This is a genomic window from Microbacterium cremeum (assembly GCF_015277855.1).
Classification (GTDB): domain Bacteria; phylum Actinomycetota; class Actinomycetes; order Actinomycetales; family Microbacteriaceae; genus Microbacterium; species Microbacterium cremeum.
The window spans coordinates 2528616-2552676 of record NZ_CP063812.1 but is presented as its reverse complement, the minus strand read 5'-3'; the positions used below and the strand labels follow the sequence as shown (position 1 = coordinate 2552676).

Sequence of the window (24061 nt, the reverse complement as noted above, 5' to 3'; positions counted from 1 at the left end):
GTGCGCCCGCGGCGCCGTCGGCAGCGGCGCGGCGCCACTTTCCTGTCAGGGCGCACCAGATCTGATGCGCCACGGCAGGAATCTGGCGCCATACCCATGAGGCGTGGCGCCACCAGCGGCGCGGCGCCACTTTCCTGTCAGGGCGCACCAGATCTGATGCGCCACGGCAGGAATCTGGCGCCATGCCCCACGGTGCGGGGCAGGGGACTGGCGCCGGGGCAGGGAACTGGCGCCACACCCGAGCGGCGGCGCAGATCGGGCGCTGGACAGGGAAACGGGCGCCGCCTTTCGGCAGGCACACGCGAACGACGGATGCCGCGGCTCCTCCACAGCGGGCGGCTGCGACGACTTCTCCACCGATGTCGCCTGCGTTGTGCGTCGCGGAGAGGCCGCGCGAGATCGTGGTCGTGTGCAGCCGAGGACCGAACCCACGATCACCCTCCACCGGCGGCGGGACCGCGACGGTCGACCCACCAACGACCGCCGGCTCGCGCGTGAGCTCGCGGAGGGCCGGTACGTTCGCATCGCGCCGGGGTCGTACGTGCCGGGGGAGGCGTGGCGGGCGCTGAAGCCGATCGATCGCCACTACGTGCGGGTGGTCGAGGTCGTCGACCGCGCACAGAGCCCGGTGGTGGCGTCGCACTTCGCGGCGGCCGCGGTGTGGGGGATCGACCTGATCGGCGCGTGGCCGGCGATGGTCGACGTGCTCGTGCCGCGAACGGGTGGCGGGCGCTCTTCGGGCGCCTTCCGCCGCCGGACGACGACGTACGCCGATGCGGCGACCGTCGAATGGCGCGGCCACGCCATCACCACGCCTGCGCAGACCGCGCTCGACCTGGCGCGCATCGGCACCTTCACCGCCGGGGTCATCGCACTCGACCAGGTGCGGTGGGCGCGCCGAAAGGAAGGGCCCCTGGCGACCCTCGCGGAGATCGAAGACGCACTCAGCAGCGATCCACGGCGAAGCGCGAGGGTGCGCGCCGCACTCGAGTTCTCGACGGACCTTTCGGATTCGGTCCGCGAGAGCGAGGGCCGGGTGCTGATCGATCGGCTGGGGTTCCCGGCGCCGGTGCTGCAGAAGAGGTTCGAGCTGCCGAGCGGAAGGCTCGCGGACGTCGACTACTACTTCGAGGAGTTCGACCACGCCGCCGAGTTCGACGGCGTCGGCAAGTACCTGGATTCCGCACTGCGCAACGGCCGTACCGCCGAGGAGGTCCTCGTCGCCGAGAAGGATCGCGGCGACGAACTGCAGCGCGCGGTGAGGGCGTTCTCGCGGTGGCGGACCCCCGCTCACAAGGACCCGAGGCTGCTGTACGACATCCTGTCCGGCGCCGGGCTGCCGTCCCGGCTCGCGCGGCCGCCCGCCGGGCTGGTGTGGCGCTGACCTCCTCCGCGGCCCGGCGCCACATTCCTGTCAGGGCGCACCAGATCTGATGCGCCACGACAGGAAAGTGGCGCCATACCCGAGGGGCGGGGCAGGAACCTGGCGCCACGACAGGAAAGTGGCGCCAGACCCAGACGGCCGGGGCAGGAGTCTGGCGCCGCACCCGAGGGGCGGGTCAGGGGTCTGGCGCCGCGGCAGGAGAGTGGCGCCGCGCCCAGACGGCCGGGTCAGGAGGATGGCGCCACGACAGGAAAGTGGCGCCACACCCAGACCGCCGGGGCGAGAACGGATGCCTCGAGCCGAGGCATCCGCCCGCTCTCGGGTTCCGGGCGCTGTCGTAGACTGTTCGGCACGATGGACGACCCTCCTAGTTGCAGACGCTCGCCCCACCGACCCGACTCCCGCATGGACGGGGGTGACGCGTGATGGACTACGTCATGCTGGGCGTGGGGCTCCTGCTGACCATCGGCACCGGTCTGTTCGTGGCGAGCGAGTTCGCGCTCGTGAACCTGGACCGCGCCGACCTCGAAGCCCGCCAGGAGGCGGGCGAGAGTCGGCTCTCGCTCACCATCAGCGCGCTGCGGATCACCTCCACGCACCTCTCGAGCGCGCAGCTGGGCATCACGCTGACGACGCTGCTCACCGGATACACGATGGAGCCGGCGATCTCGAACCTGCTCGCGCCGGCGTTCGCCGCGTGGGGGATCCCCGAGGGCGTGTCGGTGCCGGTGGCCGCGGTCATCGGCGTCGCGGTCGCCACGATCTTCTCGATGATCATCGGCGAGCTCGTGCCCAAGAACTTCGCGCTCGCGATCCCGCGGCAGACCGCCAAGCTCGTGATGCCGTTCCAGGTGGCGTTCACGACGGTCTTCCGCCCGGCGATCGTGGTGCTCAACGGCAGCGCCAACGGCGTGCTGCGCTCGGTGGGCATCGAGCCCAAGGAGGAGCTGTCGGGGGCGCGCACCGCCGAGGAGCTGTCGAGCCTCGTGCGGCGCTCGGCGAGCGCGGGCGTGCTCGAGGAGGACACCGCATCGCTGCTCGACCGCAGCCTCACATTCGCGCGCCTCAGCGCCGCCGACGTCATGACGCCGCGCCCCAGCATCCACGCGCTCGCCGCCGACGACTCCGCCGAGGACGTCATCCAGCTCGCACGCCGCACCGGGCACAGCCGCTTCCCCGTCTACGGCCAGGACATGGACGACATCATCGGCATCGTGCACCTGAAGGCCGCGGTGGGAGTGCCGCGCGAGCGGCGGGCGGACGTTCCAGCGGCCGCGCTGGCGACCGAGCCGGTGCGCTTCCCCGAGGCGGTCCATCTCGACGCGCTCGTGTCGGAGCTGCGGGCCCGCGGGTACCAGATGGCGGTCGTCGTCGACGAGTACGGCGGGACGGCGGGCGTGCTGACGCTCGAGGACCTCGTCGAGGAGATCGTCGGCGAGGTGCTCGACGAGCACGACCGCCGCCGCGCGGGCATCGTGCGCGTCGAGGACGGTGTGATCTTCCCCGGCGAGCTGCGGCCCGACGAGGTGCTCGATCGCACCGGCATCCGCATCCCCGAGGGCGACGTCTACGACACCGTCGGCGGGTTCATCATGAGCGAGCTTGAGCGCATCCCCGTCGTCGGGGACCGCATCGAGCTCGAGGACGGAGCCATCGAGGTGCAGCGCATGGAGGGCCGTCGCGTCGACCGGGTGCGCTTCACGCCCACGTCGATGCCGCACGACGGTGCCGCGACGGAAGGGGGTGACCGCCGATGAGCGACTGGGCCGGAATCGCATGGCTGGTCGTGCTCCTCATCGCGAACGCCTTCTTCGTCGGGGCGGAGTTCGCCGTCATCTCGGCGCGCCGCTCGCAGATCGAGCCGCTGGCCGAGAAGGGCTCGCGCTCGGCCAAGACCGCGCTGTACGCCATGGAGCACGCGACGCTCATGCTGGCCACGAGCCAGCTCGGCATCACGATCTGCTCCCTGCTGATCCTGAACGTGTCGGAGCCGGCGATCCACCATCTGCTCGCCGCGCCGCTCGGCCTCACCGGGTGGTCGGAGGGCGCGGTCGACACGGTCGCGTTCATCGTCGCGCTGGTGCTGGTGTCGTACCTGCACGTGGTGTTCGGCGAGATGGTGCCGAAGAACCTCGCGTTCTCGGTCCCCGACCGCGCGGTGCTCATGCTCGCGACGCCGCTGGTGTGGGTGTCCAGGCTTTTCCACCCGGTGATCGTGTCGCTCAACTGGATCGCGAACCACGTGGTGCGGCTGTTCCGCGTCGAGCCGAAGGACGAGGCCGCCTCGACCTTCACGCTCGAGGAGGTCGCGACGATCGTGAACCAGTCCCGCATCGAGGGCGTCCTGCACGACACCGCCGGAACCCTCGCGGCGGCCGTCGAGTTCACCGACAAAAAGGCGGCCGACATCGCCGTGCCGCTCTCGGCGCTGGTGACGCTGCCGCAGACGACGACGCCCGCCGAGATCGAGCGGGCGGTCGCCAAGCACGGGTTCTCGCGCTACGTGATCGTCGACGAGGCGGGCGCGCCGGTCGGGTACGTGCACCTGAAAGACGTCCTGCGTGCCGCCGAGGGGCCGGATGCCGACACCGAGGTGGCGCGCCCGATCCCGACCAAGCGCATCCACCACATGGTGCCGGTGCTCGAGTCGACCGACCTCGAGGACGCTCTCGCCGTCATGCGCCGTGCCGGACGCCATCTCGCCCAGGTGCGCGACGACGCCGGCGAGACCACCGCGGTGCTCTTCCTCGAGGACATCATCGAGGAGCTCATCGGCGAAGTGCAGGACGCGACCCGCCGCCGCCTCTACTGAGCGCCGGGTCAGCGCCGGGCGCGGAGGTACTGCGGCGGCCAGTAGTCGATGTCGGCGCCCAGCTCGGTCGCGGCGCGGAGGCCGTAGTGCGGGTCGCGGAGCCATTCGCGACCGGCGAGGACGGCATCGGCGGAGCCCTCGGCGAGCACCCGCTCGGCGTGGGCGGCGTCGTCGATCATGCCGACCGCGGCGACCGGCGTGCCCGTCTCGCGACGAACCTGCGCCGCGAGCCCGACCTGGTAGCCGGGTCCCGTCGTGAGCCGCTGGTGCGCGACCAGGCCGCCACTGGAGATGTCGAAGAAGTCCGCGCCCCGCCCGGCCGCCCAGCCCGCCACGATCGAGGTCTGCGCAGGATCCCAGCCGCCGTCGGCCCAGTCGGTCGCCGAGAACCGCACGATCAGCGCGGCCGCGGGTGCGGCATCCGTCACAGCCTCCACGATCCGCAGGAGCAGGCGAGCGCGGTTCTCGAGCGATCCGCCGTACTCGTCGTCGCGGTGGTTCGACAGCGGAGAGAGGAACTGGTGCAGGAGGTAGCCGTGCGCGGCGTGGACCTCGAGCACCTCGAAACCCGCCTCGACGGCGCGGCGCGCGGCGGCCGCGAAGTGCGCCACGATGCGGTCGATGCCGTCGCGGTCGAGCGCCACGGGTTCGGCGTAGCCGTCGTAGGCGATCGCCGACGGGGCGACGGTGCTCCACCCGCCCTCGCCGTGCGGCACCGAGCCGCGGCGTCCTGAGAACGGCGACCACGTGGAGGCCTTGCGTCCGGCGTGGGCGAGTTGCACGCCGGCCACGGCGCCGCGGCGGCGGATGGCGGCGACGATCGGCGCCCACGCATCGCGCTGCACGTCGGTCCAGAGCCCGGTGTCTTCGGGCGAGATGCGGCCCTCGGGCGAGACCGCCGTGGCCTCGGCGATGACGAGGCCGGCGCCGCCCGAGGCGAACTGCGCGAGGTGGGTGTGGTGCCACTCCTGCGGCACCCCCTCGACCGCGCTGTACTGGCACATGGGCGACACCCACAGCCGGTTGCGCACGGTGATGTCGCGCAGCGAGAGGGGCGTGAACAGCTGGCTCAAAGGGGTCTCCAGTGGTGGCCTGACGAGTACTGTGGCGCCATGACGGGCTCATGGACGATGCCGGACACGGCGCACGCTCTCAGGCGTCCAACCGCTGCCGACGACAAGTATTCCCGAGGGGTGCTCGGCATGCGGACGGGCTCGGAGGCGTACCCCGGGGCGGCGGTGCTGGGGGTCGAGGCCGCCTGGCGGACGGGTCTGGGCATGGTGCGCTACCTCGGGCCCTCGCAGCCGACCGCGCTCGTGCTCGCTCGGCGCCCCGAGACGGTGGCGGCGGACGGCCGCGTGCAGGCGTGGGTGATCGGATCGGGAACGGATGCCGCCGCCCGCGGCCCGGCGGAATCCGAGGCGCTGCGGGCGCTGCTGTCGGACACCGACCCTGTCGTGGTCGACGCGGGCGCGCTCGATCTCGCCGCCGAGGCGACGGCGCCGCGCATCCTCACGCCGCACGAGCGCGAGCACGCGCGGCTGCGGCGGGCGCTGGGCCTCCCGGCGGCCGGCGGCGATCGCCTCGCGGCGGCGCTCGAGACCGCCGAGGCGACGGGCGCGGTCGTGCTGCTGAAGGGCTCGGCGACGGTGGTGGCGGCTCCGGGCGGGTGGGCGACGACCGTCGAGTCGGGATCGCCGTGGCTGGCGACCGCCGGCACCGGCGACGTGCTCGCGGGAGCGATCGGCGCGCTCGTGGCGGGTGGGGTGGCCGACGGGAGGACGACGGATGCCGCATCCCTCGCCGCGATCGCGGCGTCCGGTGCCTGGCTGCACGGACGGGCGGCGCGGCTGGCGACGGCCGCACTCGGTCCCGCCGGCGGCCCGATCACCGCCCTCGATGTCGCGGCGGCGCTGCCGCGAGCGGTGGGCGAGGTGCTCGCGCGGGCGTGAGCCGCGCTCCGCAGGCCGACCCAGGCCGAGGCAGGCCGACCCAGGCCGACCCAGGCCGACGCAGGCCGACGCAGGCCGACGCAGGTCGACGCAGGGCGCCTCGCGGGCCGCCCATAGGATGGCAAGGGTGTCGAGACGCGTCTGGCTGTGGATCGGGTTCGCGCTCGTGCACGCCGTGGTCGTCTTGCTCGGTTTCGTCGGAGATCACGCCGCCTCGTGGGACGTCGACCAGCTCTATCGGTGGTGGGCCTCCCGCGCGCTGCGCGGCGAGGCGGTTCCGGGGATCACCGAGGACTGGGTCTACCCGCTCCTCGCGTACATTCCGATCCTGCTGGCGGGAGCGCCCGGCAGCGCCGTGGACTACACCCTGGCGTGGGGCCTCATCGTCACGGCCGCCGATGCCGTCGCCTTCGGCGTCCTCGTCGGCAGAGCGCGCTCGCGGGGCCGCGTGCTCGCAGGGTGGTTCTGGCTCGCCGCGCTCCTGGCGCTCGGCGGCGTCGGCATGTACCGCCTCGACGGGTTCACCGTGCCGCTCGCGGTCGCCGGATCGCTGTGGCTCGTGGGGAGACCGTGGCTCGGCTCGGTGCTGCTCGCCGTCGCCACGTGGATCAAGGTGTGGCCGGCTGCCCTTCTCGCCGCCGCGGTGATCACCGTCAGGCGTCGGCTGGCCGTCGTGGGCGGTGCGGTGGCGGTCTCGGCCCTCGTCGTGGCGGGCGTGCTCGTCGCCGGAGGCGGCCCTCACCTGTTCGGCTTCGTCGGCGATCAGACGTCTCGCGGTCTTCAGATCGAGGCTCCGGTGAGCACCGTCTACATGCTGCTCGCGGCCGCCGGCGTCCCCGGCGCACGCGTCGTCTACGACGACGAGCTCATCACCTTCCAGGTGACGGGGCCCGGGGTCGAAGGAGTCATCGCCGCGATGACACCGGTCCTCATCGCCGGGATGCTGGCGCTCGCCGCGCTCGGTGCGCTCAAGGCCTGGCGCAGGGCCGGGTTCGCCGCGCTCTTCCCGGCCCTCGCGCTCGCCCTCGTGCTCGGCTTCATCGTGCTGAACAAGGTCGGCTCGCCGCAGTACATGACGTGGGTCATCACGCCCCTCGTGATCGGTCTCGTGATCGACCGCCGCCGCTGGATCGCCCCGGCCGCGCTCGCGCTCGTCATCCTGGCCCTCACGCAGCTGATCTTCCCGTTCTGGTACGACGGGATCCTCGGGCTCACGCCCGCCGCGGTCGGTCTGCTGGTCGTGCGCAACGTGCTGCTCGTCGCGCTCTTCGCCTGGTCGGTCGTACGCCTGGCGCGCGTACGGGTACGGCCGGGTCCGGGCCCCCGCTCCCAGAGGCTCCGCGACGCGCACCGGCGCGACGTCGAGGGCGAGCCCGGACCGTCACCCATTCCCTGACCCGACAACAACCGGAGGTTCCCCATGCTCGTCGCCTTCTCCGTCGCCCCCAGCGGCACCGGCAACGCCGACGGATCCGTGCATGACGCCGTCGCCGCGGCGGTGCGCGTCGTCCGCGACAGCGGTCTGCCCCATCGCACCACCTCGATGTTCACCGAGATCGAGGGTGAGTGGGATGAGGTGTTCGACGTGGTCAAGCGCGCGACCGAGGCGGTGCAGCCGTACGGCTCGCGCGTCTCGCTCGTGCTCAAGGCCGACATCCGTCCCGGCTACACCGGTGAGCTCGACGGCAAGATCGAGCGTCTCGAGTCCGCGATCGATGCCCAGCGTGCCGGTGCCGAGCAGGACTGACGTCGTCGCGGCGGCCGGTGGGTTCGGCCGCGGCGGGAGGTCGCCGCGGTGAGCTCCGCGGATGCGGGATCGCCCGACCGGGCCACGCGCGCGCTCGCCGACGCGCTGGAGGGGCGCGACCGCGCACCGCCGATGATGCGTCGGACCCCGGCATCCCGGTCGCCGCGACCGTCGTGCTCGTGCGCGACGCCGCCGCGGGGCCGGAGGTGCTGCTCATCGAACGGCCCGATCGCGGCTCGTTCGCGGGTGCGTGGGTGTTCCCGGGCGGCAAGCTCGAAGACGCCGATCGCGGCGTCGCCGGCGAGCCGGAAGAAGATGCCGCCCGACGTGCGGGCGTGCGCGAGACGCGAGAAGAGATCGGGATCGCGGTCGATCCGGTTGCGCTGGCGACGCTGTCGGTCTGGGATCCGCCGCCGGGACTCGCGCTGCGGATCCGCACCTGGTTCTTCGTCGCACCGGAGCCGGAGGGCACGATCGAGCTGTCGGCCGACGAGGCGGTCGCCGCGGAATGGCTGCGCCCGGCCGACGCCCTCGCGCGGCACGGCCGGGGTGAGCTCACCCTGTACCCGCCGACGTGGGTCACGCTGCACGGGCTCTCGCAGCATCCCGATGCGGGGTCGATCCTCGAGACCGCGCGCCTCGCCGGCGTGCAGCACTTCGAGACCGTCGCGCGCCGCGGCGGCGAGGGTCCTCTCCTGCTGTGGCAGGACGACGCGGAGTACGATCCGGATGCCTCGGCGCCCGGCACCGCGCGGCACCGGCTCGAGATCGGCTCGCTGCCGTGGCGCTACACGCGCAGCGGCTGACTCAGGCTTCCAGCAGCCGGCGCACGTGCGCGCCCACCGCGTGCGTCTCGATGAGGAAGCCGTCGTGGCCGAAGTCGCTCGAGAGCACGACGGCACGGTCGCCGTCGAGCGTGTTGCGGATGCCGCGTGCGATGCGGTGCTGCCCGTCGATGGGGAAGAGCCGGTCGCTGTCGATGCCGAGCACGAGCGCCGTCGCGGTCGCCCGCGCGAGTGCGTCCTCGATGCCGCCGCGGTCGCGGCCGACGTCGTGCGAGTTCATCGCCTCGACCAGCGTGATGTACGAGTTCGCGTCGAAGCGGCGCGTGAACTTGTTGCCGTGGAAGTCCAGGTACGACTCCACCGCGAAGCGCCCGCCGTGGCCGAGAGGGCTGACGCCTGACTGCCACGAGCGCTGGAACCGCTGGTTGAGCTCGGTGGGCGAGCGGTAGTTCAGCAGCGCCATGCGGCGCGCGAGGGCGAGGCCGCGCGTCGGGCCGTCGCCGTCGGCGGCGTCGTAGTACTCGCCCGCCTGGAAGCGCGGGTCGATGCGGATCGCCTCGAGCTGCACCGAGTTCAGCGCGATCTGGTCGGCGGTGTTGACCGGCGGCGCCGAGAGCACGCCGACACGGGCGACGCGCCCGGGGTGCGACACCGCCCACTCCAGCGCGTGCATGCCGCCCATCGAGCCGCCTACGACCGCGGCCCACTCGTCGACGCCGAGCGCATCGGCGAGGCGCACCTGCGCGGCCACCTGGTCCCGGATCGTGAGGTGCGGGAACCGCGAGGCCCACTCGTATCCGTCGGGACCGATGGATGCCGGACCCGTCGACCCCTGGCATCCGCCGAGCATGTTCGGGGCGATGACGAACCAGCGGTCGGTGTCGATCGGTGCGCCCGGGCCCACGATGTCGTCCCACCAGCCCGATGTGGGATGCCCCGGGCCCGCGGGTCCGCGCACGTGGCTGTCGCCCGTCAGCGCGTGCAGCACGAGCACCGCGTTGTCGCGAGCGGCGTTGAGCTCGCCCCACGTCTCGTACGCGATGCGGTAGCCGGGGACTTCCGCGCCGCCCTCGGTGCGGAACGGGCCGAACGCCGCGAAGTGCCGGTCGCCGACGGGGTCCCCGTCGCGCCACGCCCCCGTCGCGGGCGGGCGGCCGCCGAGCAGACGGGCATCCGCCTCCGTCACCGGTGCGCTGGGCACGGTGTCTTCGGAGGTCTGCCAGTCCATCCGACCATTCTCGCGTGCGTGATGCCGGAGCAGTCGCGTGTTACGCGAAGCGGAGTCCGGAGTCCGGTTCGGCGCGTTTCGTCTCGCTCGCTGGCGCTCGCTCGCTCAACGACCGGGGAGTCTCCGTCGGTGAGTGAGGCGGTTCGGCGGGTTTCGTCTCGCTCGCTGGCGCTCGCTCGCTCAACGACCGGGGAGATTCCGGTCGTTGAGCGAGCGGAGCGAGACGAAACGCGGTGCGGGTCCGTCAGACCTTGAGCGGCTTCGTGTCGTAGACCGCTCCGTGCTGGCCGGCCAGTGCGATCGCGCGACCGTCGACGGTCTGCACGAACCGGTGCGCGGTGTCGAGCCCGGCGGGCAGCCGCGCATCGACCTGCGGGAAGACCCCGGTCGTCTCGTTCGAGAGCCACACGACCTTCCGCCCGATCGCGCGGCCGAGCCCCGCCATGATGTCGGCGAACCGCTGACGGCCGTCCTGATCGAGGTACAGCATCACCGCACTGTGGAACACCACCACGGTGGCGTCCGCGGGCGCGGCGGCCGCGGCATCCGTCACCGTCTCGAGCAGGTCGCCGCGGATGATCTCGGGAGGGTCGGATGCCGCGACCGCCGCGGCGGCGCGCAGCCGGGCGACGCGCGCGTCGTGGTCGGGGCCCCGGCCACACGAGGGTCGCGAGCCACTCGACGGCGCCCGGATCGCGGGGGTCGATGGGGGAGAGGTCGATGCCGCGGCGCCACACGACCTCGGGCACGGCGTCCGGGATCGAGGCGTCGTCGTCGACGCGGCACGCCAGACGCACCGGTGAGGGCCCGGCGGCGGGCTCCCGCACGCGCGTGCCGCCCGGCCCCGAGTATTCGTAGCCGTAGCGGTCGGGATAGAGGCAGAGCCCCGCGGCCGCGCCGACCTCCAGCAGCGCGATCGGCCCGTCGATGCGCGAGAGCGGCGGCAGCCACGTGGCGCAGCGGTTCGGCTCGTTCGTCTGGGTGGAGCGCGCGTGCTCGGTCTCGACGACCTGGTCCCAGTGGGCGACGAGCCACTCACGCCACTGCGCGTACGGGGCGAGCGGGCCGCCCTCCCATCGGGCCGCCGCGAACAGCAGGTTGGCCTGCTGTAGCCGATGCGGGAGCTCCGCGATGCGGGCGATCAGCTCGGCGTCGGCGGCGATGCCCAGCGACCACTCCTCGTACAGCGGCGAGGTGCCGTGCGCCCAGCGGCGCCCGAAGTCGTCGTAGTACGCGGCGATGCGCGCGGCGTCGTCGATGGCAGGCACGCGTTCACGATACGACGCGCGTGGCTCCGGGCGCGCCGCTCGCGGCTGCCAGACACCCCGCGAAAGCCGTCACGGCGCGGGCGCCACGCCATCCGGACGCGTGACGGAAGCCCCGGCCCCGTGCTCCGGGGAGCGCGGGGCCGGGGCTTCCGGTGTCGTCCGACGGGCTCAGGCGCGAGCGGCCTCCGACACGCGGCGGGCGGCGGCGAGGGCCTGCTCGAGGTCGGCCTTGAGGTCGTCGATGTTCTCGAGGCCGAGCGACAGGCGCACCAGGCCCGGCGTCACGCCGGTGGTGAGCTGCTGCTCGGGCGTGAGCTGCGAGTGCGTCGTCGACGCGGGGTGGATGACGAGCGAGCGGACGTCGCCGATGTTGGCGAGGTGGCTGAAGAGGGTGAGCGAGTTGACGAACTCGCGGCCCGCCTCGACGCCGCCCTTCAGCTCGAACGACAGCACCGCGCCGACGCCCTTCGGGGCGTACCGGTTGGCGGCGGCGTACCACGGCGACGTGGGCAGGCCCGAGTAGTTCACCGACGCCACGTCGGGCTGGTTCTCGAGCCACTCCGCGATCTCCTGCGCGTTCTGCACGTGGCGCTCGATGCGCAGCGACAGCGTCTCGATGCCCTGGATGAGCAGCCACGCGCTCTGCGGCGCGATCGCGGACCCGAGGTCGCGCAGCAGCTGCACGCGCGCCTTGATGATGTACGCCAGCCCGTCGCCGACGGCCGTCGTGTACGACGCGCCGTGGTACGAGGGGTCGGGCTCGGTCAGGCCCGGGAACTTGTCGACGTTCTGCGACCATGCGAACGAGCCGCCGTCGACGATGATGCCGCCGATGACGGTTCCGTGGCCGCCGAGGAACTTGGTGGCCGAATGCACGACGATGTCGGCGCCGTGCTCGAACGGACGGATGAGGTACGGCGTCGCGATCGTGTTGTCGACGATGAGCGGCACGCCGGCCTCGTGTGCGACGTCGGCGACGCCGCGGATGTCGAGCACGTTGATCTTCGGGTTGCCGATGGTCTCGGCGAAGAACAGCTTCGTGTTGGGGCGCACGGCGCGGCGCCACTCCTCGAGGTCGTCCTGGTTCTCGACGAACGTGACCTCGATGCCGAGCTTGGCCAGCGTGTACTTGAACAGGTTGTAGGTGCCGCCGTAGATCGAGCTCGACGAGACGAAGTGGTCGCCCGCCTGCGCGATGTTGAGGATCGCGAAGGTCTCGGCCGCCTGGCCGCTCGCGACGAGGAGGGCACCGGTGCCGCCCTCGAGCGCCGCCAGGCGCTCTTCGACGACCGCCTGCGTCGGGTTCTGGATGCGCGTGTAGATGTTGCCGAACTCGGCGAGCGCGAACAGGTTCGCGGCGTGGTCGGCGTTGTCGAACACGTACGACGTCGTCTGGTAGATCGGCGTCGCGCGGGCCTTCGTCACCGGGTCGGGCTGCGCCCCCGAGTGGATCTGCTTGGTCTCGAAACGCCAGTTCTCGGGTGCGGACATGTGCGTGCTCCTGAGGGATCGGATGCCGGAAGCCCTCGCCCCCAGCCGTGTCCGACAGTACGGACCCGGCGCCGCTGTCAACAACGCGGGGGAAATGTGACGTAACGATCGCGCCCGCGCGCTCGGTAGCGTGGAGGCATGGCGACCAGACGTGCGGTGGTGACCGGAGCGAGCTCGGGTATCGGAGAGGCGGCAGCGCGTGCGCTGCGCACGAGCGGGTGGGAGGTCGTGGCGGTGGCACGCCGCGCTGACCGGCTCGCGCAGCTGGAAGCCGAGACCGGGGCGGTGGCCTTCGCCGCGGACCTCACGTCCGACGCCGATGTCGAGGCGCTCACCGAGTTCCTCGCCGGGTCCGGTCCGCTCCACGCGCTCGTCCACGTCGCCGGCGGCGCCCGCGGCACCGAGCGCGTCGAGGACGGACGCGTCGAGGACTGGCAGTGGATGTTCGACGTGAACGTGCTGTCGGCCCAGCGGCTCGTGGCCGCGCTGCTGCCGCAGCTGCGCCAGGCGGCGGCATCCGACGGCCACGCCGACACGCTGTTCGTGACCTCGACCGCGGCGTTCACCCCGTATCAAGGCGGCTCGGGATACAACGCGGCGAAGGCTGCCGAGGGGATGCTCGCCCACGTGCTGCGCCTCGAGCTCAACGGCGAGCCGATCCGTGTGGTCGAGGTGGCGCCCGGCATGGTGCACACGCCCGAGTTCACCCTCAATCGCCTCGGCGGCGACAGCCTGGCGGCCGACCGCGTGTATGAGGGCGTCGAGAATCCGCTCACCGCCGACGACGTCGCCGACGTCATCGCGTACGCGCTGAACGCCCCCGGGCACGTCAACCTCGACCTCGTCACGATGCGGCCTGTCGCGCAGTCCGCGCAGCACCTTCTCGCCCGCGGGCCGCTGCGCCCCCGGGGCGTGGAGAGCTCGTGATCCCGGCGTCCGGCACCAGGGTGACGTATCCCACGGGCGCCGTGGCGTCGCACGGGACGGTGGTGCACGTCGCCGACGCCGGCGACGGGCGCACCGCGGTGGTGCTCGACGAGACCGCGTTCCACCCCGTCGACACGGCATGGCCCGACCAGCCCGCCGACCGCGGCGTGCTGGTCGTCCGCGGCGTCGAGATCCCCGTCGTCGACGCCGTCCTGGGTGCGGCCCAGGACGGAGAGCTGGTCCTCGGCACCGCGGTGCCCGTGCGCACCGGCACGCCCGGGTGGACGTTCGTCGTGGCCCATGTCGTGGAGGGGAGACCCGTCGCCGAGGGCGACGAGGCCGAGGTCCGCGTCGACCCCGCGTATCGCGCGGCGCTGTCGACGGGGCATACTGCATGCCACCTCGCCGCCCTGGCTCTCGACGCCGCCCTGGCCGGCGCATGGCGCAAGGACGCGCCGCTGGACCCGCTCGGAGCGCCCGCGTTCGACGCGCTCGCCATCCAGCGGTCGCGGATCCTCCCCGGCGGATCGGAAGACCTCTACCGCATCGGCAAGTCGCTGCGCCGCAAGGGCTTCGACCCGGCGGCGCTCGACGACCTCGGCGGCCTCACGGCTCGCGTCGAGGCGCAGCTGGCGTCATGGCTGGCGTCGGGCGCTCCCGTGCGGGTGGACCGTGACGGCGACACCCTCGCCGACCGCCGCTCGTGGGTGTGCGATCTGCCGGGCGGCGCGGCGCGCATCCCGTGCGGCGGAACGCACGTCGACTCGCTCGCTGACATCGCCGAGATCGCGGTCGCGTTCGAGTCGACCGCCGTCGACGGCGGAGCGCAGCTCCTCATGACGACCACCGCGACGCCTCGCACGGGGGACTCGCGCACTCCGGCGGACGAGCCATGGCGATGACGCTGCCCGAGCTCGCCGACGCGGGCCTCCTCGACGCCGGGTGGGCGCAGGCCCTCGCGCCCGTTGCGCCCGACATCGCCGCGCTCGGCGAGCGCCTTCGCGCCGAGGTGGCTGCCGGCCGTCGCTACCTTCCGGCAGGCGACCGCGTGCTGCGCGCCTTCCAGCGGCCGCTCGACGACGTGAAGGTGCTGATCGTCGGGCAGGATCCGTACCCGACGCCGGGGCATCCTATCGGGCTCTCGTTCGCCGTGGATGCCCACGTGCGGCCGCTGCCGCGAAGCCTCGACAACATCTACAAGGAGCTCGAGTCCGACCTCGGCGTCCCGCGTGCGCCGCACGGCGATCTGTCGGCCTGGAGCGACCAGGGCGTCATGCTGCTCAACCGCGTGCTGACGGTCGCGCCGGGGGCGCCGGCATCCCATCGCGGCTGGGGCTGGGAGAAGGTGACCGAGCACGCCATCCGCACGCTCGTGGCCCGCGACCGGCCGCTCGTGGCGATCCTGTGGGGGAAGGATGCCGCGAGCCTGCGCCCGCTCCTCGGCGCGACGCCGATCATCGAGTCGCCGCACCCGTCGCCGCTGTCGGCGAGCCGCGGCTTCTTCGGCTCGCGCCCGTTCTCCCGGGCGAACGAGCTGCTCGCCGGCCTCGGCTCCGAACCGGTCGACTGGGCTCTGCCCGCGACCGCCGACGTCGCGATGCGCGCGTAGGAGGACGATCCATGCTCGAGGAGGAATACGACCGCGACCGCCGCCGTCTGCCGCGGCACCTGCGGCGCCGGCCCGAGCCGGAGCGGGACTTCTCGTTCGACATCCGCCCCGCCGAGGACCGCGACATCCCCGACATCCGCGAGATCTACAACTACTACGTGACCAACTCCGTCGTCACGTTCGACGAAGACATCTGGTCGATCGCGCAGTGGCGCGAGAAGTTCGAGCACCTGCAACGGCTCGGGCTGCCGTTCCTGGTGGCCGAGTCGCCCACCGGGCAGATCCTCGGGTACGCGCTCGTCCAGCCGATGTCGAGCAAGTCCGCCTACCGGTACTCCGTCGAGAACTCCATCTACCTCGGGCAGGCGGCGACCGGCAAAGGGCTCGGGCGGGCCCTGCTGGTCGCCCTGATCGACGCGTGCCAGGCGGCCGGCGTCCGGCAGATGGTCGCGGTCATCAGCGACAAGGGCGCCGAGGCCTCGATCGCCCTCCACGAGAAGCTCGGGTTCGTCGAGGTGGGGCGCATGGGCCGCGTCGGCTTCAAGTTCGGGCGGTGGCTCGGCACGATCTACCTGCAGAAGTCGATCAAGCCGGCCAAGAAGGGCCTCTTCGGCCGCTGATCACCGGGCGCCGCGCTCGGGGCCCTCGACCGCGCGGCTCCACTCGCGCACCGCGTCGACGAGCTCGCGCCATGCTCCGGTGAGCTCGTCCTCGGGCAGCTCGGCCTCGCGCGGATCGGCGCCGGTCCACGACGCGCGGATCCACCACACGAACCGGTCCGGCATGCGCCGGGTCTCGGGGGAGTCGTCCGTCTCGCCGGGGCGGTGTGCGCGGTCCCACGGGCACCGATCGATCAGCGAGATCCACTCGGATGCCTCGGTCTCGGGCGGCTGCGCCGTCCAACGGCGGGTGATCCCCGCGAAGCCGCCGGTGCGGGCGACGTCGACCTCGACGGCGGGCTCGTCCGCAGGAACGGCGGAGTCCGCGGAGTCCGCGGAACCCGGCAGCGGCGGGCGCGCAGGGGCCGGGTCGTCGTCGTGGTCACCGCCGCGGCGGTGTGCTGCCTTCGCCATCGTCGATCACGCCGACGCCCGTCCACGCGGCGCGGACGACGTCGACCTCCTCCGACTTCTCACCGTACTCCGCCGCGGCGGCGGCGAGGGTGGCGCGGGCGAACGCGATGAAGTCGGCCGTCGAGGTGAGGTCGCCGCCGGTGAGCGTGCGATACCAGATGAGCCCGGCCCGCTCCCAGGCGCGGCCGCCGAGGGCCGTCGCGACGAGATAGAACGCGTGGTTCGGGATGCCGGAATTGATGTGCACGCCGCCGTTGTCGTCGCGCGTCTGCACGAAGTCGCGCATATGGGCCGGCTGCGGGTCTTTGCCGAGCACGTCGTCGTCATACGCCGTTCCGGGGGCGGCCAGGGAGCGCAGCGCATGCCCCTGCACGGCATCCGTGAAGATCTCGGCGCCGATGAGCCACGACGCCTCGCCGGTGGTCTGCCCGAGGTGGTGCTGCTCGGCGAGTGCTCCGAACACGTCGGCGAGGGACTCGTTGAGCGCGCCCGACTGGCCGCGGTACAGCAGGCCGCCTTCGTCCTCGATGACGCCGTGGGCGAGCTCGTGGGCGATCACGGTGACGGAGTTGGTGAACCCGGTGAACACCTCGCCGTCGCCGTCGCCGAACACCATGCGCTCGCCGTTCCAGAAGGCGTTGTCGTAGTCGCGCCCGTAGTGGACCGTCGCCAGCAGCGCGCCGCCGGCACCGTCGAGGCTGTCGCGCTGGTACGCGTCCCACCAGAAGTCGAACGTGGCACCGAGCCCGTCGAAGGCCTCGTCGACCGAGTCGTCGCCGGTCGGCGGGTCGTCCTCGCCCCGCACCCGGACGCCCGGGAGCGACTCGCGACGCTGCGCGTCGGCGATCGCGCGGTCGGGAGCCGGCGTGGTCTCCGCCACCAGGGTGCCGTCGTCCTCGATCGACAGGCGCAGACGGGACCGCGTCGGCCGGTAGTGGCGCGGGACCGCGAGCGTCGAGCGCGCCGCCTCGGCGGCGCGCGCCCACTCCGGCTCCTGCACCGCGGCGATGCGAGCGAGCAGGTACGGGGGGACGATCGCGGCTGCCATGCTCCGAACCTAGCTGCGACCGCCGACGCCGGGGTCGATCACCGGGATCGAGGCCAGCAGGCGCCGCGTGTACGACACCTGCGGCTGCAGCAGCACCTTCTCGGTGGGACCCTCTTCGACGATGCGGCCGTCCTTCATCACGATGACCTCGTCGCACAGGTTCTGCACCACGCCGATGTCGTGCGACACCAGGAGCAGCGTCAGTCCGTCGCGTGCGCGGAGCTCGCCGAGCAGCTCGAGGATCTGTGCGCGCACCGTGACGTCCAGCGCCGACAGCGGCTCGTCGCCGACCAGCACGCGCGGGCGGTGCGCGATCGCGCGGGCGAGGGCGATGCGCTGGCGCTGCCCGCCCGAGAACTCGTGCGGAAACCGTTCCGCCATATCGGGCTCGAGGCCGACGTCCTCCAGGACCTCGCGCACACGCGCGCGCCGGTCGCCCTCGATCCCGAGCGCCCACAGCGGCTCTCCGACGATGCGACCGACGCTCATGCGCGGGTCGAGCGACGCGTAGGGGTCCTGGAACACGATCCCCGTCTGCCGTCGCAGCCAGTGCAGCGATCGCGCGGAGGCGCCCGCATCGACCGGCCGCCCGTCGAACTCGATCGTGCCGGCGGTCGGGGCGTCGAGGGCGAGCAGCAGCCGCACCAGCGTCGATTTGCCCGAGCCGGACTCGCCGATGATGCCGACCGCGGAGCCCTCGCGCACGTCGATGTCGGCATCCTCGAGCCCCGTCGTGAAGGCCCGCGGGCCGAACAGCCGCGCCGTCGGCGCGGGGTAGCGCCGGGTCAGACCCCGCGCGCGGATCAGCGTCGTCACGGGGAGCCCCCCGGGCGCCACAGGGTGGCGGTCGCATCGCGCAGAAGGCCTCGCGTGACGACGGATGCCGGAGCCGTGAGCAGCCGCGACACCGGCGCCTCCTCGACGACGCGCCCGTCCTCGAGGACCACGCCGTGCGTCGCGATCTGCGACAGCACCGCGAGGTCGTGCGTGATGAACACGAGCGACATGCCGTCGTCCTCGACGAGCGACAGCAGCAGGTCGAGGATCTCGGCCTGGATCGTCACGTCGAGCGCGGTCGTCGGCTCGTCGGCGATCAGCAGCCGCGGGCGGCACGCGAGGGCCATCGCGATCGCGACCCGCTGGCGCTGGCCGCCCGACAGCTGGTGCGGATACCGCGCGACGATGCGCTCGGGGTCGGGGAGTGAGACGCGGGCCGCCTCGGCGACGGCGCGCGCCGCGGCATCCCGTTTCGACAGTCCCTCGTGGATCCGCACCGATTCGGCGATCTGGCGCCCGACCGTGCGGATCGGGTTGAGCGCGGTCCGCGGCTCCTGGAAGACGATGCCGATCTCGTCGCCGCGCAGCTGCGCGAGCTCGCGGTCGGCGAGGCCGAGGATCTCGCGGCCGTTCCAGCGGATGCTGCCGGTGGCGCGAGCGGCGTCGGGCAGGAGCCCGAGGATCGCGAGCGCGGTGAGCGACTTGCCGGAGCCGGATTCGCCGATGAGCCCGACGCGCGCGCCGTCGGGCACGGCGAACGACACGTCGTCGACCACGCGGCGGCCGTCGATGGCGATCGTCAGGCCCTGCACCTCGAGGCTCATGCGACCACCTCCGGGATGTGCAGTCGCGCTCGCCTGGTCGCGAACGGACTGCGCGACAGGGTCGGATCGGTCGCCTCGCGCAAGGCGTCGCCGAGCAGGTTGAGGCCGAGCACGGTCAGGGTGATCGCGAGCCCCGGCCACACCACCGACAGCGGATACACGGTGATGAACCGCTGCAGCTCGGCCAGCAGCAGGCCCCATGACGGCTCGGTGACCGGCGCGCCGAAGCCGAGGTACGACAGGCCGGCCTCGGCGAGCACCGCCACCGCCATGCCCCACGACAGCTGGACGATGAACACCGGCGCGACGTTCGGCATCAGATGGCGAAAGAGGTTCTGCGCGGAGGAGAGGCCTGCCGCGCGGCCGGCGAGCACGAAGTCGCTGTGCAGCACGCGGCGCAGCTCGGGCCGCGTCACACGCGCGATGTTGACGCCGAACCCGATGCCGACCGCCCAGATCACGACCCACAGCGACCCACCCCACACCGCCGAGATCATCATCGCGATGATCAGCACCGGGAACGCGATCAGGATGTCGACGAGCACCGCGACCGACTCGCGCAGCCATCGGGCGGTCAGGGCGCCGAGGGCGGCCAGCGCGATGCCGATGACGGTCGCCACGATCCCCGCGCCGACGGCCACGAACACCGTCGTGCGTGCGCCCGCGATGACGAGGCTCAGGATGTCGCGCCCCGACCCGTCGGTGCCGAGCACGTGCGGCCAGCCCGGGCCGGCCCAGCGGTTCGAGATCTCGACGTGCCGCGGATCGAACGGGGTCCAGAACCGCGCGACGATCGCCGTGACGACGACGACGCCCACGACGATGAGGCCGAACCGCCCGGTCGACAGCGCCCACAGCCGCCCGAGCCACGCCCAGCGCGAGCGGCGGCGGCCGGGGGCCTTCGAACGCGCCGCGGACGCGGCATCCGTCATCACGGTCCTCGAGGACGTCGGAGCGCTCATGCCGCCTCCCGCTGCCGGGGGTCGATGATGCGGTGGACGAGGTCGACGGCGAAGCCGACGACGAGCACGAAGCCGGTGAGCGCGAGCAGCTCGCCCTGCACCTTCGGCAGGTCGCGCGCGCCGACGTCGGCGACGAGCATGCGACCGATGCCGGGCAGCGAGAACAGCTGCTCGATCACGACGGCGCCCACGATGATTCCGGCGACCTGGAGTCCGAGCACCGTGATGACCGACAGCCCGACGACCGGCAGGCCGTGGCGGATGAGCGCGGCGTCGCGGGTGAGCCCCTTCGCCGCGGCGGTGCGCACGAAGTCCTGCCCGACCGCCTGCAGCGTGGCGCTGCGCACGAAACGCAGCAGCATCGCCCCCTCGACGATCCCGATCGTGAGCGCGGGGAGGATCAGCGACCGCAGCGCCGCCCACGGATCGGCCCAGCCGGCGCGCGGGAAGCCCTGCGCGGGTAGCCACCCGAGCCACACCGCGAACACGACCACGAGCATCATGCCGGCCCACACCACCGGAACCGCGGCGAGCGTCTGCGCACCGACGCTGAGCGCCGTGCCGTCGGCGCGGCCGCGCCGCATCGCCGACAGCACCCCGAGGGGAACGCTGATCAGCACCGCGATGACGAGCGAGAGGATGCCGAGGGGAACGGTCACCTGCGCCTTCTCGGCCAGTTCGTCCACGACGGCGGTGCCGGTGAGCAGCGACGTGCCGAGGTCGCCGCGGAGGACGCCGCCGATCCAGTCCAGGTACTGCGCGGGCAGAGGGTGGTTCAGCCCGAGCCGCTCGCGGATCGCGGCGAGCTGCTCGGGGTTCGAGTTGACACCGGCGATCAGCTGCGCGACATCACCGGGCAGCACGCGAAGGGTGAGGAAGATGAGCACGCTGGCGACGAACAGCCCGAGCAGGAGCAGGCCGAGCCGGATCAGCGCGTACCGGATCACCCGTTGCTCTTGGCGATCTCGGCGAGATTCAGGCGCTCGTTCACGTTGATCGAGGGCATACCCGTGATGTTAGTGCCGACCGCGACGACCGAGGCGCCGTTGTAGAGCCAGTCGGCGGCGTGGTCCTCGGCGACCAGGCGCGCGGCCTCCTGCAGCAGGTCGGCCGCCTCCTCCTCGTCGGTCGCCGCGAGCGACTGCGCGTACAGGTCCTGCACCTCGGGGTTGTCGTAGGTGAAGTAGTAGTCGGGGTTCGCCCAGTTCTCGAAGTCGCGCGCCTCGGTGTGCAGCACGAAGCTCAGGTCGTAGTCCTGGTTGATGTACACATCGTTGAGCCACGTCGAGAAGTCCACGGACTCGACCTCGAGCGTGATGCCGACCTCGTTGAGATCGGACACCAGGATCTGCGGGATCGTCGTGGAGTAGAAGTTCGGGATCGTCAGCGTGAGCTCGAGGTCGTCCGCGCCCGCCGCCTCCAGCAGCGCGCGCGCCGCTTCGAGGTCGTAGGGAGCGACGTCGGAGAGGTCCTCGTAGCCGGGGTCGAGCTCGGGGATGGGGCCGTACTGCGTCTGGCCGGAGGCGAGCGCCTCGATGATCGCGTCGTGGTCGATCGCCTGGCGGATCGCCTGCCGCACGCGCACGTCGGCGAGGGGTCCGGAGGTCTGGTTGAACGCGAGGGTGCCCTTGTCGGTGGACTGGCCGAGCTCGAGCGCGAACTCGCCGTTCGCCTCGATCTGCTCGCGCAGGTTCGCGTCGAAGCCGGTGACGACGTCGACCTCGCCGGCGAGCGCAGCGCCGAGTGCGGCCTGGTTGTCGGGGATGTAGTCGAACACGACCTCGGCGACCTGTGCCGGCTCGCCCCAGTACGCGTCGTTGCGGGCGAACGTGATGCTGTCGCCCTCGCGCCACCGCTCGAGCACGAACGGGCCGGTGCCGTTGGCCGCCGTGTTGTAGTCGACCGTGTCGCCCTCCTTGAGGACGATGCCGGCACGCCCGGTGAGGTTCCACAGCAGGCTGGAGTCGGGCTCGGTGAGGGTCAGGGTGATGTCCTGTCCCTCGGCCTCGATCGTCTCGACGTTCGCGAGGCGGGCGGAGTCGCGCCATTCCGGCGTGTTCTTGCGCGTGGTCAGCGACCACACCACGTCCTGCGGCGTCAGCGGCTGACCGTCGTGGAAGGCGACGCCCTCCCGCAGGGTGAACGTGTAGGTGAGACCGTCGGGCGAGACCGTCCAGTCGCTCGCCAGCGCGGGGACGATCTCCTGCTCGGCGGTGCGGGCGACCAGCCCCTGGTAGACGTTGTCGACGAGGATCTGGTCCAGCGCCGCTCCCGCCGTCCGGCGGATGTCGAGGTTCCCGGGCTCGAGCACCAGGCGGATCGCGACCGACGCGTCGGGGTCGGGCTCGCCGGTCACGGTCGGCGCGGGCTCGGCGCCCCCGCTGCAGGCGGTCAGCAGGAGCGCACCCGCCGCCAGGAGGGAGGCGGAGGCGAGAACGGTGCGACGGAGCATGAAGGTCCTTTCGGGAGGGTCCCGCGTGCTGCGCGGGCGCCGGCGGCGCGACGGGCCTCGCGGCGGCCGGTGCGGTAGTCAAGCCTAGGGATATCGCGACGTGGTGCGAGAACCCGCTACCAGGAACGAAACAGAAGCGTTAATGCTTCCGTGCCGCGGCGGAGGGCTCAGTCCGCGGCGGCGAGCGTGCGCAGGCGTTCGCCGAGCTCCCGCGGGATGTCCTCCTGCACGTTGTGCCCGGCGGGGACGGTGACGACGGATGCCTCGGCATTGCGCCGCGCGAACTCCTCGGCATCGGCATCCGTCACGTATCCGCGCGCGCCACGGATCAGGGTCGTGGGGGCCGTCGCGGCGGCGAGGTCCTCCCAGCCCGACTCGCCGAGCACGGCGCTCACGGCGTCCTGCCCGCTCGTGCCGGCGGCGGCCGTCTCGGGCGACGCGGCCATCGCGTTCGCCAGGTGGGCGAAGTGGTGCTTCCATTCCACGCGGCCGTCGGGGCGCACGCGCGAGTTGAAGAAGACCCCGCGCTCGGCCTTGCGCCGGGTGCCGCCGCCGAGCCCGAATGCGAGCGCGCGGTCGACGAGCTCGTCTCGCGACGCCCAGTCGACGGAGCCGGCGAAGAACTCGCGGATCTGGGTGGGCCCGGCGTTCGAGTCGACCCCGGGCGTGATGTCGATCACGACGAGCTCTCGCACGAGGTCGGGTCGCGACGCCGCCACCGCCGCCGCCGTCAGGCCGCCGAGCGACTGCCCGACGAGCACCTGCGGGACGTCGGTCCAGGCGTCCATGCCCGCCGCGACGTCCGGTGCGAGGACGCGCGCGACGTACGCCGCGTCGGAGCGCCACGACGAGTCGCCGTGCCCCGGCAGGTCGATCGCGAGGGCGGGGAGCCCGAGGGCGAGGATCGTGGTGTCCCACGTGTGCGCGTTCAGCCCCGCACCGTGCAGGAAGGTGACCATCGGCGTCGGCGCGATCGCGTCGGCGGGCGCGTAGCGGAGGGCGCTCAGCGTCCGGCCGCCGGCCAGCGGCAGCGTCAGGCGCTCGCCGCGGGGGAGCGGGGCGTCGATGCCGGCCTCGGCGGCCTGGGCGGAGAGGAAGGAGAACTCGTCGGTGGGTTCGCTCACCCGGCCATTGTCTCTCACCCCCGAGGTGACCCGCCGCGCGCGCAGTGGCCCTCGGTAGGCTTGCGAGATGAAGCATGAACACCGCGTGCACCTGTCGCGCGCCGCGCGGCCGGCGTACCAGGCGCTCACCGCGTTCTCGCAGACCGTCGGCGGGATCGCGGCGGCGAACGGTGTGGACGACCGGCTCAAGGAGCTCGTGCAGATCCACACGTCGCAGCTCAACGGCTGCGCCTACTGCGTCCGCATGCACGTCGACCGCGCCGTCAAGGCCGGCGTCTCGGCCGACGTCATCGCCCAGGTCCCGGTGTGGCGCGACTCCGGGGTGTTCTCCGAGCGCGAGCGGGCCGGCCTCGAGCTGGCCGAGGCCTTCGCGTTCATCCACGACGACGGCGTGCCCGACGACGTCTACGACCGTGTCGGCGGCATCCTCAGCGAGCAGGAGTACGTGGCGCTGAGCTGGATCCTGGTCTCGATCAATGCGTTCAACCGCATCGCGATCGCCGGCCGTTACGACGTGCCTCCGCGCGACGACCTGGCCGGCGAGGACGCGGACGCCGCGGCGGGCACGGCGTGGTAGCCGTCCCCACGCCTCCGGGCC

Annotated in this window: 25 protein-coding genes and 1 pseudogene; 13 read left to right on the top strand and 13 right to left on the bottom strand. The window is 72.6% G+C overall.

The features are described from left to right. The first annotated feature begins 409 nt into the window (after positions 1–409). The 3 genes from IM778_RS11680 to IM778_RS11670 all read left to right on the top strand — a co-directional run bounded on the left by IM778_RS11680 (position 410) and on the right by IM778_RS11670 (position 4196). Positions 410–1384 (top strand): hypothetical protein, encoded by a 975-nt coding sequence (locus IM778_RS11680; protein WP_194409052.1) that lies wholly within the window; start codon positions 410–412, stop codon positions 1382–1384. A 425-nt stretch (positions 1385–1809) separates the two neighbouring features. Beyond that, complete coding sequence (locus tag IM778_RS11675) at positions 1810–3141, top strand: hemolysin family protein (RefSeq protein WP_194411850.1); 1332 nt, start codon at positions 1810–1812, stop codon at positions 3139–3141. Then, positions 3138–4196 carry a hemolysin family protein gene (locus IM778_RS11670; protein WP_194409051.1) on the top strand — a complete coding sequence of 353 codons (1059 nt, stop codon included), beginning with the start codon at positions 3138–3140 and terminating at the stop codon, positions 4194–4196. The genes IM778_RS11675 and IM778_RS11670 overlap by 4 nt, the downstream gene beginning before the upstream one ends. Positions 4197–4204: 8 nt before the next feature. Here the strand turns inward: IM778_RS11670 and IM778_RS11665 are convergent, their stop codons facing one another. Further along, positions 4205–5269 carry an NADH:flavin oxidoreductase/NADH oxidase gene (locus tag IM778_RS11665; RefSeq protein ID WP_194409050.1) on the bottom strand — a complete coding sequence of 355 codons (1065 nt, stop codon included), beginning with the start codon at positions 5267–5269 and terminating at the stop codon, positions 4205–4207. Positions 5270–5308: 39 nt separating this feature from the next. On the opposite strand from IM778_RS11665, the gene IM778_RS11660 reads away from it, so the two are divergent. From IM778_RS11660 to IM778_RS11645, 4 genes are all read left to right on the top strand, one after another. After that, the gene (locus IM778_RS11660; RefSeq protein ID WP_194409049.1) at positions 5309–6148 is read left to right on the top strand and encodes an ADP-dependent NAD(P)H-hydrate dehydratase; all 840 of its coding nucleotides are present in this window, start codon (positions 5309–5311) and stop codon (positions 6146–6148) included. A 127-nt stretch (positions 6149–6275) separates the two neighbouring features. Then, positions 6276–7544 carry a DUF2029 domain-containing protein gene (locus IM778_RS11655; RefSeq protein WP_228484519.1) on the top strand — a complete coding sequence of 423 codons (1269 nt, stop codon included), beginning with the start codon at positions 6276–6278 and terminating at the stop codon, positions 7542–7544. A gap of 24 nt (positions 7545–7568) precedes the next feature. After that, a complete protein-coding gene (locus IM778_RS11650) occupies positions 7569–7895 on the top strand; it encodes a thiamine-binding protein (RefSeq protein ID WP_194409047.1) in 327 nt (108 codons plus the stop codon). Positions 7896–8074: 179 nt separating this feature from the next. Then, complete coding sequence (locus IM778_RS11645) at positions 8075–8701, top strand: NUDIX domain-containing protein (protein ID WP_237684664.1); 627 nt, start codon at positions 8075–8077, stop codon at positions 8699–8701. A 1-nt stretch (position 8702) separates the two neighbouring features. On the opposite strand, the gene metX is transcribed toward IM778_RS11645, so the two are convergent. Further along, positions 8703–9908: a homoserine O-acetyltransferase MetX gene (gene metX, locus IM778_RS11640; protein ID WP_194409046.1), complete on the bottom strand. Its 1206-nt coding sequence runs from the start codon at positions 9906–9908 to the stop codon at positions 8703–8705. Positions 9909–10152: 244 nt separating this feature from the next. Next, complete coding sequence (locus tag IM778_RS17890) at positions 10153–10530, bottom strand: DUF2332 family protein (RefSeq protein ID WP_273541864.1); 378 nt, start codon at positions 10528–10530, stop codon at positions 10153–10155. Between IM778_RS17890 and IM778_RS17885 the strand changes: the two genes are divergently transcribed. Then, a complete protein-coding gene (locus IM778_RS17885; protein ID WP_273541867.1) occupies positions 10424–10711 on the top strand; it encodes a hypothetical protein in 288 nt (95 codons plus the stop codon). The two genes, IM778_RS17890 and IM778_RS17885, sit on opposite strands and share 107 nt — an antisense overlap. Here IM778_RS17885 and IM778_RS17990 read toward each other — a convergent pair. Further along, positions 10625–11176, bottom strand: a pseudogene (locus IM778_RS17990) (DUF2332 family protein); the annotation flags it as partial. The gene IM778_RS17885 and the pseudogene IM778_RS17990 overlap by 87 nt on opposite strands. Before the next feature lie 168 nt (positions 11177–11344). Further along, positions 11345–12667 carry a bifunctional o-acetylhomoserine/o-acetylserine sulfhydrylase gene (locus tag IM778_RS11630; RefSeq protein WP_194409045.1) on the bottom strand — a complete coding sequence of 441 codons (1323 nt, stop codon included), beginning with the start codon at positions 12665–12667 and terminating at the stop codon, positions 11345–11347. Between the two features lie 138 nt (positions 12668–12805). Between IM778_RS11630 and IM778_RS11625 the strand changes: the two genes are divergently transcribed. From IM778_RS11625 to IM778_RS11610, 4 genes are read left to right on the top strand one after another with little or no spacing between them, the layout of a single operon-like run. After that, positions 12806–13594 carry an SDR family oxidoreductase gene (locus tag IM778_RS11625; protein WP_194409044.1) on the top strand — a complete coding sequence of 263 codons (789 nt, stop codon included), beginning with the start codon at positions 12806–12808 and terminating at the stop codon, positions 13592–13594. Then, entirely contained in the window at positions 13591–14496 is a 906-nt protein-coding gene (locus IM778_RS11620; RefSeq protein ID WP_194409043.1) for an alanyl-tRNA editing protein, read from the top strand. The genes IM778_RS11625 and IM778_RS11620 overlap by 4 nt, the downstream gene beginning before the upstream one ends. Further along, on the top strand, positions 14487–15203 hold the full coding sequence (locus IM778_RS11615; RefSeq protein ID WP_194409042.1) for a uracil-DNA glycosylase: 717 nt from the start codon (positions 14487–14489) through the stop codon (positions 15201–15203). The genes IM778_RS11620 and IM778_RS11615 overlap by 10 nt, the downstream gene beginning before the upstream one ends. 11 nt (positions 15204–15214) lie before the next feature. Continuing rightward, a complete protein-coding gene (locus IM778_RS11610) occupies positions 15215–15823 on the top strand; it encodes a GNAT family N-acetyltransferase (RefSeq protein WP_194409041.1) in 609 nt (202 codons plus the stop codon). Here the strand turns inward: IM778_RS11610 and IM778_RS11605 are convergent, their stop codons facing one another. The 8 genes from IM778_RS11605 to IM778_RS11570 form a co-directional block, all read right to left on the bottom strand. Further along, positions 15824–16276, bottom strand: coding sequence for a protealysin inhibitor emfourin (locus tag IM778_RS11605; RefSeq protein WP_228484517.1), 453 nt, complete (start codon positions 16274–16276; stop codon positions 15824–15826). After that, positions 16245–17324 carry a M4 family metallopeptidase gene (locus tag IM778_RS11600; protein WP_194409040.1) on the bottom strand — a complete coding sequence of 360 codons (1080 nt, stop codon included), beginning with the start codon at positions 17322–17324 and terminating at the stop codon, positions 16245–16247. The genes IM778_RS11605 and IM778_RS11600 overlap by 32 nt, the downstream gene beginning before the upstream one ends. Before the next feature lie 9 nt (positions 17325–17333). Beyond that, a complete protein-coding gene (locus tag IM778_RS11595; protein ID WP_194409039.1) occupies positions 17334–18140 on the bottom strand; it encodes an ABC transporter ATP-binding protein in 807 nt (268 codons plus the stop codon). Next, positions 18137–18925: an ATP-binding cassette domain-containing protein gene (locus IM778_RS11590; protein WP_194409038.1), complete on the bottom strand. Its 789-nt coding sequence runs from the start codon at positions 18923–18925 to the stop codon at positions 18137–18139. The genes IM778_RS11595 and IM778_RS11590 overlap by 4 nt, the downstream gene beginning before the upstream one ends. Continuing rightward, positions 18922–19857 carry an ABC transporter permease gene (locus IM778_RS11585; RefSeq protein ID WP_194411847.1) on the bottom strand — a complete coding sequence of 312 codons (936 nt, stop codon included), beginning with the start codon at positions 19855–19857 and terminating at the stop codon, positions 18922–18924. Before IM778_RS11585 ends, IM778_RS11590 begins: the two co-directional genes overlap by 4 nt. 26 nt (positions 19858–19883) lie before the next feature. Beyond that, complete coding sequence (locus tag IM778_RS11580) at positions 19884–20834, bottom strand: ABC transporter permease (protein WP_194409037.1); 951 nt, start codon at positions 20832–20834, stop codon at positions 19884–19886. Then, complete coding sequence (locus IM778_RS11575) at positions 20831–22339, bottom strand: ABC transporter substrate-binding protein (protein WP_194409036.1); 1509 nt, start codon at positions 22337–22339, stop codon at positions 20831–20833. The genes IM778_RS11580 and IM778_RS11575 overlap by 4 nt, the downstream gene beginning before the upstream one ends. Positions 22340–22506: 167 nt before the next feature. Further along, positions 22507–23463, bottom strand: coding sequence for an alpha/beta fold hydrolase (locus tag IM778_RS11570; RefSeq protein ID WP_194409035.1), 957 nt, complete (start codon positions 23461–23463; stop codon positions 22507–22509). 67 nt (positions 23464–23530) lie between these two features. Between IM778_RS11570 and IM778_RS11565 the strand changes: the two genes are divergently transcribed. Then, entirely contained in the window at positions 23531–24040 is a 510-nt protein-coding gene (locus tag IM778_RS11565) for a carboxymuconolactone decarboxylase family protein (RefSeq protein WP_194409034.1), read from the top strand. Positions 24041–24061 lie beyond the last annotated feature (21 nt).